The following is a 14420-nucleotide window of genomic DNA, read 5'->3' as shown; positions in this document are numbered from 1 at the left end:
CGCGTACCCGGCGTTCCAGACGGCCAAACGCCGGGTGCGGAGGGCCGCGCCGCAGCTGGCGGGCCTGTCCCGACGGCCGGGAACGGCGCCCGGGACGGCGGGAGCGCCGGTGCCGCTGGCGTCCATGGGCTGCCCTCCTGTCGTGCGGACGCCTCCAGCTCATCACCGGCCGTGGCCGCGCGGTCAGGGGCGAAGGTCGGTCCGGCAAGGGACCTCTGGCCGGCGGGACGGGGACAAAAAAGGGACCGCCCCCTGGGCGAAGGGGGCGGTCGGGGTGCGCTGCGGCCGCAGTGATCGGTCAGCGCGATCAGCGGACGCGGCCGGTGCGGCCGGGTGGTGCGGCCGGGCGCGGGGTCAGGCGTCGCCGGTGGGGCGGATCACCGCGACGGGGCAGTGGGAGCGGTGCAGCATGGCGTGGCTGACCGAGCCGAGGACCAGGCCGGCGAAGCCGCCGCGGCCGCGCGAGCCCACCACCAGCAGGTCGGCGCGGGCCGACGCGCCGCCCAGGACGCGGGCGGCGGTGCCGTGCACGACCTCGGGCGCCACCGTCACCTCGGGGTACTTCTCGCGCCATCCGGCCAGCGCCTCGGTCAGGACGCGGCTCTCGTCGGCGGCGACGATCTCCGGGTCGTAGACGGCGGGCACGAACCCGGCCGGTCCGCCGGTGGGCATGGGGAAGGTCCAGGCGAGGACGGCGCGCAGCCGCGCGCCGCGCAGCGCGGCCTCCTGGAAGGCGAAGCCGAGCGCGGCGTCGCTTCCGTCCGAGCCGTCGACGCCGACGACGATCTCGCCGTGCGGTCCGCTGCCGTCGCCGCGCACGACCACGACGGGGCCGGGGGCGTGCGCGGCGACCTGCCAGGCCACCGAGCCCAGCACCATCCCGCTCAGGGCGTTGGCGCCGTGGGTGCCGACGACGGTCATGAGCGCCCCCTCGGCGGCCCGGACCAGCGCCTGCGAGGAGGGCCCGGCGACCATGGCGCCGGTCGCCTCCAGGTCGGGGGCGCGGTCGCGGACGCGGGTGAGGCCGCGGTCCAGGGTCTGGCGGCCGCACTCGACCATCCACTCGCGGATCTCGGCGATCTTGGGGTCGGTGCCCGCCTCGGCGGGGTCGCGCAGCAGCCAGGGCAGCACGGCGTGCAGGACCCGGAGGCCGGCGCCGCGGCGGCGGGCCTCGTCGATCGCCCAGTCGAGCGCGGCGGTGCTGAGGTCTGATTCGTCGATGCCGACAAGGATCTGGTTCATACCCGCACGTTAACCGGCCGCAAGTGGCGGAGCGAAGGACCTTGGTCCCCGGCCGCCGGCCGTTGGTCGCCCGGCGGGCGCGACGCCACGGGGGCAGGGTCAGCGGAGGGTGGACAGGCCGCCGTCGACGTGCAGGACCTGGCCGGTGACGTAGGAGGCGCGGGGCGACAGCAGGAACACCGCGGCGTCGGCGACCTCCCAGGCGCTGCCCTGGCGGCCCAGCGGGATGAGGCGGGCGACCTTGTCGCGGTCGGTGTTGCCGGCGGAGGCGGCGCGGCCCATGACGGTGTCGATGAGGCCGGGCGCGACCACGTTGGCGCGGACGCCCTGCGGCGCGCCCTCGGCGGCGATGTGGCGGACCAGGCCGGTCAGCCCCGCCTTGGAGGCGTCGTAGGAGGGGGAGGCGCTGCCGGGCTTGGTGCCGGCCAGCGACCCGACGAACACCAGGGACGCGCCGCCCGCCAGCAGCGGCAGCGCGGCCTTGGCGACCAGGAAGGGGGCGCGCAGGTTGACGGCCAGGACGTGGTCCCAGTCGGCGGTGGCGGTGCCGCCCAGGCCGTAGCCGGCGCCGATGCCGGCGTTGACGACGACGCCGTCCAGGCCGCCCATGCGCGCGGCGGCCTCGGCGACCATGCGGTCGCAGGCGGCGGGGTCGGCGACGTCGGCGGTCAGCACGTGGGCGCGGCCGCCGTCCTCGGTGATCCACTTGACGGTGCCGGCCGCGGCGGTCTCGTCCAGGTCGGCGCAGGCGACCTCGGCGCCCTCGCGGGCGGCGGCGACGGCGATGGCGCGGCCGTTGCCGACGGGGGGATCGGGTTCGTCGCTGGGGCGGGTGCCCGCGCCCACGACGAGCAGGCGACGTCCGTGCAGAAGTCGGTGGTCCGGCATGGCCCCGCACACTAGCCCGAGCCGGGCGTTCTGGACACCCCCGCGCGCAGGAGCCCGCGGCGGCGCGGGCGGGATGGCTAGGGTCGGGGGCATGGACGCCGCCGCACCGCCCTCCGTCCCGTCTTCCCGGTCCTTTTCACCGTCCGGACCGCCCGGCGGGCCGGTGGTGGTGGAGCGCGCCGAGGGGGTGGGCGGCGAGCTGGTGCTGCGCCGCGCGGGCGAGCACTTCGAGATCATCTCCAACGGCGTGTTCCTGATGGACACCCGCAACGGCGAGTCCGAGCGGCTGCTGGTCCGCACGGCGCTGGAGGGGCTGGCGGGCCCGGTGCGGCTGCTGATCGGCGGCCTGGGCGTGGGGTTCTCGCTGGCCGAGGCGGTGGCGCACCCGGCGGTCGCGCGGGTGACGGTGGTGGAGCGGGAACCGGCGGTGATCGCCTGGCACCGCGACGTGCTGCGGCCGTTCTCGCGCGGCGCGGCCGACGATCCGCGGGTGCGGGTGGTGTGCGCCGACCTCGTGGAGTGGATCGGCTCGGGCGACGGGGACACCGGGGAGGGCGACGGGCGGTTCGAGGCGTTGTGCCTGGACACCGACAACGGCCCGGACTGGGTGGTGACGCCGGGCAACGCGCGCCTGTACCGGGGCGCGGGGCTGGCGGCCCTGGCGGGGCGGATGGGCGCGGGCGGGGTGCTGGCGTTCTGGAGCGCGAACGCGGCCCCGGCGTTCGAGGCGGCGCTGCGCGAGCGGTTCGGCTCGGTGGAGGCGCGGGCGGTGCCGGTGCCGCGCGGGGAACCGGACGTGGTGTACCTGGCGCGCAACCCCGGCCCCGACCCCGGCCCTGAATCTGGTCTTTGAACCCGGCGCACGGCCCGGCGCGGAACCCTGGCCCCGCGCGAGGACGCTGCCGGTCCAGGCGTTTGACCAGGGACGACAAACTGCGGGCCTGCGCTTTGGCGGACCGCCCGATCCCCTTCCGTAAGGCGATTCGCTAGGTTTCGCCGTGACACAACGTCTTTGGAGGGTTTTGTGGCTACTGCTCAAGCAGTTCAGCGGCGCGCGGCCGTGCTCGGCGACCTGCTGCCCGGTTCCCTGGCCCGCGACCTGGGCCTGGTCGCGGGCGCGGCCGTGCTGGTCGGCGTCGCCGCGCAGATCGCGGTGCCGATCCCCGGCACGCCGGTGCCGGTGAGCGGCCAGACCTTCGCGGTGCTGCTGGCCGGCGCCGCGCTGGGCCCGGTCCGCGCGGCGCTGGGGATGCTGGTGTACCTGCTGGCGGGCATGGCGGGCGTGCCGTGGTTCGCCGAGGGCACCTCGGGCGCCTCGATGCCGACGCTGGGCTACGTGCTGGGCTTCGTGCTGGCGGCGGCGGTGGTCGGCCGGCTGGCCGCGCGCGGCGGCGACCGGACCCCGCTGCGCACGGTCGGCACGATGGTGCTGGGCACCGCACTGATGTACGCGGTCGGCGTCCCCTACCTGATGGCGTCGCTGGGGGTGGACCTGGGCAAGGCGCTGAGCCTGGGCGTCACGCCGTTCCTGCTGGGCGACGGGCTGAAGGTGCTGCTGGCGGCGGGCCTGCTGCCGGGGGCGTGGAAGCTGCTGGGCACCGGCCGCCGGGCCTGAGCGCCCCAGCGCCTCTGCGAGCGGAACGCGGCGCGGGGACCGTGATGCGGTCCCCGCGCCGCACGCTTTCCACCTGGTGTTTTGCCCGGGGGCGGGGTGCCGGGCGGGAATGCCGCGGGCCCGGCCGCCGTTGCGCAGGGAGGGACGTCCACCGCCCGCCGCGTGTGGCGCACACCTCAGGAGGCGGACCGCCTCCCCTGTTTGAACAGGTTCAACTCTCCCGTATTGTGGCAGGCGTGAAGCTCGCCGTGACCGTTCCGGATCGTCTCGTCGTCCGCACCACCCCGGTCGCCGACCCCGGCGACCTGGTCGCGCGGCTCCCCCACCCCGCCGCGCTGGCCTGGATCCGGCACGGCGAGGGCATCGTGGGCTGGGGCGAGGCGGCACGGCTGCGCCTGCCCGGCGGGGAGGACCGCTTCGCCGCCGCCGACCGGTGGCTGCGCGAGCTGTTCGGCGCGGCCAGCGTCGACGACCCCGTCCAGGTGCCCGGCTCGGGCCCGGTCGCCTTCGGCAGCTTCGGCTTCGACCCCAAGTCCCCCGACTCGGTGCTGATCGTGCCGCGCTGGGTGGTGGGCCGCCGCGACGGCGTGGCGTGGCTGACCACCGTCGGCGCGGACGCCGACCCGCTGGCGCTGGTCCGCGAACCGGCCGCCCCGTCCCGGCTGAGCTGGAGCGACGGCGCGCTGTCGGCGCCCGCCTGGGAGCAGGCCGTCGAACGCGCCGTCGAGCGCATCCGCTCGGGCCGCCTGGGCAAGGCCGTGCTGGCGCGCGACCTGTACGCCCGCGCCGACGAGCCCATCGACGCCCGCGTGCTGCTGCGCCGCCTGGCCGACCGCTTCCCCGGCTGCTACACCTTCTCCTGCGCCGGACTGGTCGGCGCCACCCCCGAACTGCTGATCCGCCGCACCGGCGACCGCGTCGACTCCCTGGTCCTGGCCGGCACCACCGCCCGCGGCGGCGACCCCGAGCAGGACGCCCGCCGCGCCGAGCGCCTGTTCGCCTCCCCCAAGGACCGCCAGGAGCACGCCTACGCCGCCGAGATGGTGCGCGACGCCCTGGCCCCGCTGTGCGCCGAGCTGTCGGTCCCCGACCAGCCCGAACTGCTGCGCCTGCCCAACGTCATGCACCTGGCCTCGGCCGTCCACGGCCGCCTGAACGAGGCCCGCTCGGTCCTGGACGTCGTCGCGGCCCTGCACCCCACGCCCGCCGTCTGCGGCACCCCCACCGACACCGCCCTGGACCTCATCCGCGAGCTGGAGGCCATGGACCGCGGCCGCTACGCCGGCCCGGTCGGCTGGGTGGACGCGCGCGGCGACGGCGAGTGGGGCATCGCGCTGCGCTGCGCCGAGATCGACGGCACCCGCGCCCGCCTGTTCGCCGGCTGCGGCATCGTGGCCGACTCGGTCCCCGCCGACGAGCTCGCCGAGGCGCAGAACAAGTTCCGCGCCATGCAGTACGCCCTCGAAGGCTGACCCCGCCCGGCTTACTTTCCTTGCAAATGGTCCCGCTTTGACCCCGCCTTGACCTGCACGCCCGGATCACGGACGCCCGGAATGCAGTCCTTTGTGTCGTGCTTTATGGTGGTCAACGCCGCTTTGGAACTTGACGGGTGAAGAGGGACCGTGGACGTCGAACGCACCGCCCTGCCGGGCATCGGGCTCCAGCACGTGCTCACCACCGCCCGCGGCCGCCAACTCGGGGTGATCTCCCACCGCAACGGCCGCCGCGACCTGGTCGTCTACGGCAAGGACGACCCCGACACCTGCGTGGCCACCGTCGCCCTGACGCCGGAGGAGGCCAACGCCATCGCCGAACTCCTCGGCACCGGCCGCGTCGTCGAACGCCTCGCCGACCTCCACCGCCAGGTCGAGGGACTGGTCACCGAACAGATCCCCATCACCCCCGGCTCCCCCTACTCCGGCCGCGCCCTCGCCGACACCCAGGCCCGCACCCGCACCGGCGCCTCCATCGTCGCCGTCATCCGCGACGGCCGCGTCCTGGCCAGCCCCCGCCCCGACTTCCTGTTCGCCCCCGGCGACACCGTGATGGTCGTCGGCACCGGCGAGGGCACCGCCGCCGTCGCGGCCATCCTCACCGACGGATAGAGGCCCCCGCCCGTGCACACCGCCGTCCAACTCATCGAACTCGGCGCCATCATCCTCGGCCTCGGACTGCTCGGCGCCGTCTCGGTCCGCTTCTCCATCTCCCCCATCCCCCTCTACCTGCTGGCCGGACTCGCCTTCGGCTCCGGCGGCGTCCTGCCCCTGGGCGCCAGCGAGGACTTCGTCGCCATCGGCGCCGAAGTCGGCGTCATCCTCCTGCTGTTCACCCTCGGCCTCGAATACACCGCCGACGAACTCGTCGGCACCCTGCGCAGCTCCGCCCCCGTCGGCCTCGCCGACCTCGCCCTCAACGCCGCCCCCGGCGTCATCGCCGCCCTGCTCCTGGGCTGGGGACCGGTCGCCGCCGTCGCCATGGGCGGCATCACCTACGTCACCTCCTCCGGCATCACCGCCAAGGTCATCGGCGACCTCGGCTGGCTCGGCAACCGCGAGACCCCCGCCGTCCTGTCGGTCCTGGTCTTCGAAGACCTCGCCATGGCCGCCTACCTGCCCATCCTCACCGCCCTGCTCGCCGGAGCCGGACTCGTCGGCGGCCTCACCGCCCTCGGCATCGCCGCCGTCACCATCACCGTCATCCTGTTCGTCGCCCTGCGCCACGGCCGCCTCGTCGAACGCTTCGTCGCCAGCCCCAGCGACGAGGTCCTGCTCCTGAAGGTCCTCGGCCTCACCCTCCTGGTCGCCGGCATCGCCCAGCAACTCCAGGTCTCCGCCGCCGTCGGTGCCTTCCTCGTCGGCATCGCCCTGTCCGGACCCCTCGCCCACAGCGCCCAGAAACTCCTGGAACCCCTGCGCGACCTGTTCGCCGCCGTGTTCTTCGTCTTCTTCGGCCTGCACACCGACCCCGCCGACCTGCCCCCCGTCCTCGGCATCGCCGCCCTGCTCGCCCTCGCCGGCGTCACCACCAAACTCGGCACCGGCTGGCTCGCCGCCCGCCGCGCCGGCATCTCCACCCCCGGCCGCCTGCGCGCCGGCGCCGCCCTCATCCCCCGCGGCGAGTTCAACATCGTCATCGCCGGACTCGCCGTCGCCGCCGGAACCAACGCCGAACTCGGCCCCCTGGCCGCCGCCTACGTCCTCATCCTGGCCATCGTCGGCCCCCTACTGGCCCGCGCCGCCGAACCCCTCGCCCACGCCCTGGCCACCCGCAAGAACACCGGCACCCCCGCCACCGCCACCGACGACGCAACCGACGACGTCATCGCCGCCCCCGCCCAGGCCGACAACACGGCCGACAACACGGCCGACAACACGGCCGACAACACGGCCGACAGCACCCGCTGACCCCACCCCCGGCCGGCCCGTCGTTGTGCGGGCCGGCCGACCGGGCGATCAACGTTCCGGCTGGCACCCCGGACACCAGAACAGGTTCCGCCCCACCAGCACCTCGGCCCGCACCACGCTCCCGCACACCAGGCACCCCGACCCCGCACGCCGGTACACGTACACCTCACCACCGTGACCGTCCACCCGCGGCGCCCGCCCCATCGCCTCCGGCATGTGCTCCGGCCGCACCGTGTCGATCCGCCCCGTCCGCACACCCTCGGCCATCAGCACCACCAGATCCGCCCAGATCCGCGCCCACTCACCGGCCCCCAGGTCCCGCCCCGCCACCAGCGGATGCACCCCCTGACGGAACAACACCTCCGCCCGGTAGATGTTGCCCGGACCCGCCACCACCGACTGATCCATCAACAACGCCGCGATCGACGTCCGGCTCCGCCGCACCCGCCGCCACGCCCGCTCCGGATCGCCGTCCGCCCGCAACGGATCAGGCCCCAGCCGGTCGTGCAGCACCTTCACCTCACCCGGCTCCAGCAGCTCGCACGCGTTCGGCCCCCGCAGATCCGCATACCCGCCCGCACCCACCAGCCGCAACCGCACCGCCCCCACCGGAGCCGGCACCGGCAACCCCCCGAACGCCACTTTCCCGTAGATCCCCAGATGAACGTGCAACACCCGCTCACCCTCGAACCCCAACAACAGATGCTTGCCATGCGCGTCGGCCTCCAACAGACGGCGGCCGTCCAACCGCGCCGCCCCCTCCGAGAACCGCCCCTGCGGACTCTCGACACGCACGACACGGCCGCCGAACATCTCCCGATGCTCGGCGGCCAAACGATGAATGGTGTGTCCCTCAGGCATAACCGCCCAAGCCTACGCGCCCCCACGACCCCACGCGGCGGAACCCTCCGCAGGCAGGACCCTCAGCCCCGCAGCGGCTCCCCCACCTCGTGCATGTGCCCCAGCGCCTGCCGGTACGACTCGACCATCCCCGTCTCCGTGTACGGCAGCCCCACCCGCTCACAGTGCTCCCGCACGATCGGCTGCAACCGCCGCAACACCGGCCGCGGCACACTCGGGAACAGATGGTGCTCGATCTGGTAGTTCAACCCACCCAGCAACCAGTCATTCACCACACCCCCGCGCACGTTCCGCGACGTCAACACCTGCCGCCGCAAGTGATCCCACTTCTCGTCCGGACCCGGCATCGCCATCCCCTTGTGGTTGTGCGCGAACGCCGCCCCCAGATGCACCCCGAACAACCCCTGGTGCACCATCATCAACACGATCGCCTTCCCCGGCGACAACAACGTGAACGCCAGCACCAGATACCCCACCAGGTGCACCGCCAGCAGCGTCCCCTCCAGCAACCGCTCCCGCCACGCCTTGCCCCGCAGATACAGCACACTGCTGACCTGCAGATTCAACCCCTCCAGCAACAGCAGCGGAAAGAACAACCCCGCCTGGTGCCGGATCAACCACGCCCCCGCGCCCCGACGCCGACCCGCCTGCTCACGCGTCCACGCCAGCACGCCCTCCCCCACATCGGGGTCCTTGTCCACATGGTTCGGATTCGCGTGATGCCGGTTGTGCTTGTCGTTCCACCACCCGTACCCCATCCCCAACATCACATCGCCCAGGAACAACCCCAGCGCCCGGTTCACCCGCGGCGACCTCGCGATCTGACGATGACCCGCGTCATGCCCCAGGAACCCCGTCCGCGTCGACAACAACGCCAGCGGAACCCCCAGCAACACCACCCACCACGACGCCGACGCCCACCCCACCAGCGCCCACACACCCGCCGTCGCCGCCAGGTTCAACCCGATCGCCCGCACGTAGTAACCCCGACGGCGCTCCAGCAGCCCGGCGGCACGCACCCGCTTCGCCAACGGCCCGAAATCACTGGCCGTCCGCACGGGCGGGTCGGTCACGGCGAGGGTCATACAGTCCTCCAGAAGACGAGCCGAAGCGAACAGGGCGGGACGGCCGGGCCAACCCCCGACCAGGCACGGACCGGGCGCGACAGCGCCCACACCACGAACCTAAGGACCCGAGCACCGAGCGGTCGCCCCGCAACGGAGCCATCCACCACCTGGCTCCCAGGTCCCACCCCTCCTCACTCCCGCGAGCTAGACCATCACTGACGGCCTCCAGCCTGACCGCCCACCGCCCCCCGCACACGGGGCCCAGCCCCCCGACACCGGTGGAACAAACCCCCCTTGACAACCCCGCGACCCCACCCCCACCCGACCCCCGGGTAAAGGAAAGGTCACGGCCCCCCGATAAAGTCCCCACCCATGAGCGAGCGCACGCGATGGATCGATCTCGAAGGTGCGGTCAACGTCCGCGACCTGGGCGGACTCCCCACCACCGACGGAGGCACCACCCGCCTCGGCCGCGTCCTGCGCGCCGACAACCTCCAGGACCTCACCGTCACCGACACGCGCCTCCTGCTCGACCACTACCGCCTCAAGAACGTCATCGACCTGCGCAGCGACCCCGAAGTCCACCTCGAAGGACCCGGACCCCTCACCCGCACCCCCTCGGTGACCGTCCACCACCTCTCCCTGTTCTCCGAAGGCGGCCGCCACACCGACGTCGCCGCCGACACCCCCACCGACGGCAACGCCCCCGGAACCGGCCCGGTCGACATCGACAAGGTCCTCCCCTGGCAACAACGCCGCGACCACGGCCCCGAACAGGAACGCTCCACCGGCCACTACCTCGGCTACCTCCGCGACCGCGCCGACTCCGTCATCGCCGCCCTCCGCGTCATGGCCCGCACCGACGGCGCCGCCCTGGTCCACTGCGCCGCCGGCAAGGACCGCACCGGCGTCGTCTGCGCCCTGGCCCTCACCGTCGCCGGCGTCACCCGCCAAGCCGTCGTCACCGACTACGCCCAGACCGGCGAGCGCCTCCCCCAGATCCTCGACCGCCTGCGCGCCAGCGACACCTACGCCGCCGACCTCGACTCCCGGCCCGCCGACAGCCACACCCCGCACGCCGCGATCATGGACAAGTTCCTCACCCGCTTGGACGAGGAGCACGGCGGCGTCACCGCCTGGCTGACCACCCGCGGCTGGACCGACGAGGACACCGCCGCCCTGCGCGCCCGCCTGGTCGACTGAACCGCTCCCCGATTCTGCGCGCTTTTCGTTGTGGAGGTTTTTGGATGGTGGCTGGAGATGGATATCCATCTCCAGCCACCACCTTTACATTGTAAGTTGAGTGCTGAGATAAAAAGGAGGGACGGCTCCGCCGTCCCCGGCGGCGTCCCGCCCCCTCCTCAGCTCGCGAGCAGGCCGCGCACCGCGTGGTGCGCGGCTTGGCGCATCTCGCCGTGCAGCACGGCGTTGCCCTCCCGGTCGGTGCGGGCCTCGATCATCCGCAGCCCCTCCCCCACCAGCGCCTTGGGCAGGTCGGCGGCCGCCTCCAGCCGCTTGTAGGGCAGCCGGTGGGCCGCCGCGACCGCCTCCAGGTCCACCTGGTGCGGGGTGCCGAACACCCGCTCGAACGGGCCGCGCAGCGCCGCCTGCGGCAGCAGCGAGAAGATCCCTCCCCCGGCGTTGTTGACCACCACCAGCGCCAGGTCCGGGCGGCGTTCCTCGGGCCCCAGGATCAGGCCGTTCTGGTCGTGCAGGAACGACAGGTCGCCCAGCAGCGCGTAGGAGCGGCCGCTGTGCACCAGCGCCGCGCCCATCGCGGTGGACACCAGGCCGTCGATGCCGCTGGCGCCCCGGTTGGCCATCACGCGGATGCCGCGCCGGGGCCGCATCACCTGGTCCAGGTCGCGGATCGGCATGGACGCGGCGGTGAACAGCAGCGACCCGCCCGGCAGGCCCGCGACCAGGTCGCGGGCCAGGCGCGGCTCGGTCACCTCCGGGTGGGCGTCCAGCACCTCGTCCACCGCCGAGGCCGCCGCCAGGTCGGCCGCGCGCCAGGACTTCAGCCACGCGTCGTCGCCCGACACCACCGGGATCTCGATGTCCTGGGCGACCTGGGTGGCCGACCGCACCGGGTCGGGCCAGCGCGACAGGTCCGGCGACAGCACGATGTGCTCCTCGGCGCGGCGCAGCAGCGACAGCAGCGGCCGCGACAGGCCCGGCTTGCCGATGGTCACCACCACCTCGGGCCGGTGCCGCTCCACGAACTCCGGCACGCCCAGCAGGAAGTGGTGCGCCGACAGGGCGTGGTCGCCGTAGCGGGCGTTGCCGTTGGGCTCGGCGAGCACCGGCCAGCCCGCCATCGACGCCGCCGCCACGTACCGCTTGACGTTGGCCGCGCCGTCGCCGACCACCAGCACCCCGCGCCGGGTCGGCGGCACGTGCAGCACCGAGCCCGGCGTCGCCGCCCGGATCTTGGTCCAGGCGCCGGTCGCGTCGCCGTCCAGCGGCTCGCACCACGACTCGTCGCCGTCGGGGATCAGCGGCTCGCGGAAGGCGGCGTTCAGGTGCACCGGCCCGGCCACCGGCGCCTGCGCCAGCCCCCAGGCGCGGCTGACCAGCGACCGCCAGTAGGCGACCATGCCGGGCCGGTTCTCCGGCACGCCGATCTCGGTGCTCCAGCGCGCCGCGGTGCCGTACAGCTTGACCTGGTCGACGGTCTGGTTGGCGCCGGTGTCGCGCAGCTCGGGCGGCCGGTCGGCGGTCAGCACGATCAGCGGCACGCCCGACTCGTGCGCCTCGATCACCGCGGGGTGGAAGTTGGCGGCGGCGGTGCCGGAGGTGCAGATCAGCGCGACCGGCCGGGCCGAGCGTTTGGCCATGCCCAGCGCCAGGAACGACGCCGAGCGCTCGTCCACGCGCACGTGCAGCCGCACCCGGCCCGCCTGCTCGGCGTGGTACAGCGCCAGCGCCAGGGGCGCCGACCGCGATCCGGGGGCCAGCACCACGTCGGTCATGCCGCAGCGCAGGAACTCGTCCACCAGGACGGTGGCCAGGGCGGTGGCGGGGTTCATCGACGCGCCTCTTCGATCGTCGCGGGGGTCTGCGGGCCGGCCGGGTCCAGGTGGGCGCGGGCCTGCTCCAGGCGCAGCCGCCAGCGCTCGGCCGTCTCGCCGCCGACCTCCCAGCGGGCCAGGGCGGTCTCGTCCACGGCCGGGCGCCGCACCGCGATCATGCCGTCCTCGGCGACCAGCGGAGCGGCGACCACGTCGTCCTCCAGCAGCGCCATCGTCGCCAGGCCGCAGGCGTAGGGCAGCTCGGGCAGCGCGGCGGCCAGCGCCAGCCCCGCCGCCAGGCCCACCGAGGTCTCCACGGCGCTGGACACCACCACCGGCAGGCCGGTGGCCTCGGCCACGCGCAGCGCCGCCGCGACGCCGCCCAGCGGCTGCACCTTCACCACCGCGATGTCGGCGGCCTCGGCCGCCGCGACCTTCAGCGGGTCCTCGGCGCGCCGGATCGACTCGTCGGCGGCCACCGGCACGTCCACCATGCGCCGCACCCGGGCCAGCTCCTCCAGCGTGGCGCAGGGCTGCTCGGCGTACTCCAGGTCGAAGCGGTCCAGCCAGCGGATCATGCGGGCGGCGTGCTCGACGTCCCAGCCGCCGTTGACGTCGATCCGCACCCGGCCGCCGGGGCCGATCGCGTCGCGCACCGCCTCCACGCGGGCCAGGTCGTCGGCGTCGCCCTGGCCGCGCTCGGCGACCTTCACCTTGGCGGTGCCGCAGCCCGAGGCGCGCACGATCTCGTGGGCGCGCTCCGGCCCGACCGCCGGGACCGTCACGTTGACCGGCACGCGGTCGCGCACCGGCGCGGGCCAGCCGTCGAAGGCCGCCTCCCGCGCCGCCGCCAGCCACCGGGCCGACTCGGCCGGGCCGTACTCGGCGAACGGCGAGAACTCGCCCCAGCCCGCCGGTCCCTGGATGAGCACACCCTCCCGCTGCGTGATACCGCGGAACCGCGTCCGCATCGGGATGGAGTAGACCCGCACCCGCTGACCCCCCTGCCGTGCATGTTCGACGTTTAGTAGTACCACGGGAAACGTGGCCATCCCGGGGTCATGTCCCATTCAACAGCGCCGCGATTCGAACGTGTTCAGCGGGGTCGTCTACGCTGGGCAGATCATGGATCGCCGCCTGCACGCCGTCATCGCGCCGCCCGGACCGCGCCTGTTCGCCGCGCTCGCCGCGGCGCTGGACGGCACCGGCCCGGCGATCTGCCCGCTGTCGCCCGACCTGCCCGCGCCCGCCCTGCGCGCCCTGCTGGACGCCCTGGCCCCGCACGCGGTCGAGACCGCCGACGGCGTGGAGCCCGCCCGGCCGCGCAGCGCCTGCGTCCCCATCGCCGGGATCCCGGTCGACCCCGGCACCGCCGTGCTGATCGCCACCTCCGGCTCCACCGGCACCCCCAAGATCGTCGAGCTGGCCGGGGCCGCGCTGCGCCACTCGGCCGCCGCCACCCTGGACCGCGTCGGCGCCGCGCCCGGCGACCGCTGGTTGTGCTGCCTGCCCACCAGCCACATCGCCGGCGTCCAGGTGCTGGTCCGCGCCCTGGTCGCCGGAACCGAGCCGGTCATCCAGCCCCGCTTCGACCCCCGCGCCGTCATCGGCGCGGGCGCCGACCACCTGGCCGTGGTGCCCACCCAGCTGCGCCGCCTGATCGAGGCCGGAGCCGACCTGTCCGGATTCCGCTCGATCCTGCTGGGCGGCGCGGCCGCCCCGGCGGGCCTGCTGGCGGCCGCCCGCGAGCGCGGCGGCCGGGTGTTCACCACCTACGGCATGAGCGAGACCTGCGGCGGTTGCGCCTACGACGGCGTGCCGCTGGACGGCGTGCGCGTCGCCACCGGCGAGGACGGCCGCATCCGCGTCGCCGGGCCCGTGCTGTTCACCGGCTACCGGCTGCGCCCCGCCCTCACCCGCGAGGTCCGCGACGGCGACTGGTTCCTCACCCAGGACCTCGGCGCGGTCGAGGACGGGCGGCTGCGGGTGCGCGGCCGCGTGGACGACGTCATCAACACCGGCGGCGAGAAGGTCGTGGCGGGCGAGGTCGCCGACGTGCTGGGCCGCCACCCCGGCGTCGCCGAGATCGTCGTGGTCGGCCGCCCCGACCCCGAGTGGGGCCAGCGCGTCACGGCCGTGGTGGTGCCCGCAGGCGACCGCGCCCCGCGCCTGGAGGAGCTGCGCGAGTGGGTGCGCGCCACCCTGCCCGTCTACGCCGCCCCCCACGAGCTCCAGGTGATGGACGCCCTGCCGCTGCTGCCCTCCGGCAAGCCCGACCGCGAACTGCTGCGCCGGGGCTGACGGGGGAGGTCGCGGCCGTTCCCGGGCG

The 14420-nt window shown here is 74.6% G+C and carries 13 protein-coding genes; 7 read left to right on the top strand and 6 right to left on the bottom strand.

Annotated elements, in window-relative coordinates; translation table 11 throughout:
* Positions 1-354 precede the first annotated feature (354 nt).
* Together AH6_RS01410 and AH6_RS01405 are read right to left on the bottom strand one after the other, a co-directional pair.
* Positions 355-1242: a universal stress protein gene (locus AH6_RS01410; protein WP_067472120.1), complete on the bottom strand. Its 888-nt coding sequence runs from the start codon at positions 1240-1242 to the stop codon at positions 355-357.
* 99 nt (positions 1243-1341) lie between these two features.
* Positions 1342-2130: an SDR family NAD(P)-dependent oxidoreductase gene (locus AH6_RS01405; protein ID WP_067472117.1), complete on the bottom strand. Its 789-nt coding sequence runs from the start codon at positions 2128-2130 to the stop codon at positions 1342-1344.
* Between the two features lie 91 nt (positions 2131-2221).
* On the opposite strand from AH6_RS01405, the gene AH6_RS01400 reads away from it, so the two are divergent.
* From AH6_RS01400 to AH6_RS01380, 5 genes are all read left to right on the top strand, one after another.
* Positions 2222-2983, top strand: a complete 762-nt coding sequence (locus tag AH6_RS01400) for a spermine/spermidine synthase domain-containing protein (RefSeq protein ID WP_245679117.1) — start codon at positions 2222-2224, stop codon at positions 2981-2983.
* Positions 2984-3154: 171 nt separating this feature from the next.
* On the top strand, positions 3155-3745 hold the full coding sequence (locus AH6_RS01395) for a biotin transporter BioY (protein WP_067472112.1): 591 nt from the start codon (positions 3155-3157) through the stop codon (positions 3743-3745).
* A gap of 236 nt (positions 3746-3981) precedes the next feature.
* Positions 3982-5217 (top strand): isochorismate synthase, encoded by a 1236-nt coding sequence (locus AH6_RS01390; protein ID WP_067472108.1) that lies wholly within the window; start codon positions 3982-3984, stop codon positions 5215-5217.
* Positions 5218-5367: 150 nt separating this feature from the next.
* On the top strand, positions 5368-5850 hold the full coding sequence (locus tag AH6_RS01385) for a cation:proton antiporter regulatory subunit (RefSeq protein ID WP_067472105.1): 483 nt from the start codon (positions 5368-5370) through the stop codon (positions 5848-5850).
* A gap of 12 nt (positions 5851-5862) precedes the next feature.
* Entirely contained in the window at positions 5863-7149 is a 1287-nt protein-coding gene (locus AH6_RS01380) for a cation:proton antiporter (protein ID WP_083982109.1), read from the top strand.
* 48 nt (positions 7150-7197) lie between these two features.
* Here the strand turns inward: AH6_RS01380 and AH6_RS01375 are convergent, their stop codons facing one another.
* Together AH6_RS01375 and AH6_RS01370 are read right to left on the bottom strand one after the other, a co-directional pair.
* Complete coding sequence (locus AH6_RS01375; RefSeq protein WP_067472102.1) at positions 7198-8010, bottom strand: Fpg/Nei family DNA glycosylase; 813 nt, start codon at positions 8008-8010, stop codon at positions 7198-7200.
* A gap of 62 nt (positions 8011-8072) precedes the next feature.
* Positions 8073-9095 carry a fatty acid desaturase family protein gene (locus tag AH6_RS01370; protein WP_067472099.1) on the bottom strand — a complete coding sequence of 341 codons (1023 nt, stop codon included), beginning with the start codon at positions 9093-9095 and terminating at the stop codon, positions 8073-8075.
* Positions 9096-9449: 354 nt separating this feature from the next.
* On the opposite strand from AH6_RS01370, the gene AH6_RS01365 reads away from it, so the two are divergent.
* On the top strand, positions 9450-10280 hold the full coding sequence (locus AH6_RS01365; RefSeq protein ID WP_067472096.1) for a tyrosine-protein phosphatase: 831 nt from the start codon (positions 9450-9452) through the stop codon (positions 10278-10280).
* 158 nt (positions 10281-10438) lie between these two features.
* Here the strand turns inward: AH6_RS01365 and menD are convergent, their stop codons facing one another.
* Both menD and AH6_RS01355 read right to left on the bottom strand, forming a co-directional pair.
* The gene (gene menD, locus AH6_RS01360; RefSeq protein ID WP_067472093.1) at positions 10439-12109 is read right to left on the bottom strand and encodes a 2-succinyl-5-enolpyruvyl-6-hydroxy-3-cyclohexene-1-carboxylic-acid synthase; all 1671 of its coding nucleotides are present in this window, start codon (positions 12107-12109) and stop codon (positions 10439-10441) included.
* A complete protein-coding gene (locus tag AH6_RS01355; RefSeq protein ID WP_245679116.1) occupies positions 12106-13062 on the bottom strand; it encodes an o-succinylbenzoate synthase in 957 nt (318 codons plus the stop codon). The genes menD and AH6_RS01355 overlap by 4 nt, the downstream gene beginning before the upstream one ends.
* Before the next feature lie 154 nt (positions 13063-13216).
* Here AH6_RS01355 and AH6_RS01350 point away from each other — a divergent pair, with 154 nt between their 5' ends.
* The gene (locus tag AH6_RS01350; RefSeq protein ID WP_174555064.1) at positions 13217-14392 is read left to right on the top strand and encodes an AMP-binding protein; all 1176 of its coding nucleotides are present in this window, start codon (positions 13217-13219) and stop codon (positions 14390-14392) included.
* The last annotated feature ends 28 nt before the right edge of the window (positions 14393-14420 follow it).

The organism is Actinomadura hibisca NBRC 15177, from assembly GCF_001552635.1.
Taxonomy (GTDB): domain Bacteria; phylum Actinomycetota; class Actinomycetes; order Streptosporangiales; family Streptosporangiaceae; genus Spirillospora; species Spirillospora hibisca.
Note: the sequence above shows the minus strand (reverse complement) of the source record. Positions and strands in the feature narration are given on the sequence as shown.

Bases quoted from the DNA above. Each gene is read 5' to 3' on its own strand.
- AH6_RS01365 (WP_067472096.1), top strand. From the start codon at position 9,450: ATGAGCGAGCGCACGCGATGGATCGATCTCGAAGGTGCGGTCAACGTC.
- AH6_RS01375 (WP_067472102.1), bottom strand. From the start codon at position 8,010: ATGCCTGAGGGACACACCATTCATCGTTTGGCCGCCGAGCATCGGGAG.
- AH6_RS01400 (WP_245679117.1), top strand. From the start codon at position 2,222: ATGGACGCCGCCGCACCGCCCTCCGTCCCGTCTTCCCGGTCCTTTTCA.
- AH6_RS01350 (WP_174555064.1), top strand. From the start codon at position 13,217: ATGGATCGCCGCCTGCACGCCGTCATCGCGCCGCCCGGACCGCGCCTG.
- AH6_RS01370 (WP_067472099.1), bottom strand. From the start codon at position 9,095: ATGACCCTCGCCGTGACCGACCCGCCCGTGCGGACGGCCAGTGATTTC.
- AH6_RS01410 (WP_067472120.1), bottom strand. From the start codon at position 1,242: ATGAACCAGATCCTTGTCGGCATCGACGAATCAGACCTCAGCACCGCC.
- AH6_RS01355 (WP_245679116.1), bottom strand. From the start codon at position 13,062: ATGCGGACGCGGTTCCGCGGTATCACGCAGCGGGAGGGTGTGCTCATC.
- menD (WP_067472093.1), bottom strand. From the start codon at position 12,109: ATGAACCCCGCCACCGCCCTGGCCACCGTCCTGGTGGACGAGTTCCTG.
- AH6_RS01405 (WP_067472117.1), bottom strand. From the start codon at position 2,130: ATGCCGGACCACCGACTTCTGCACGGACGTCGCCTGCTCGTCGTGGGC.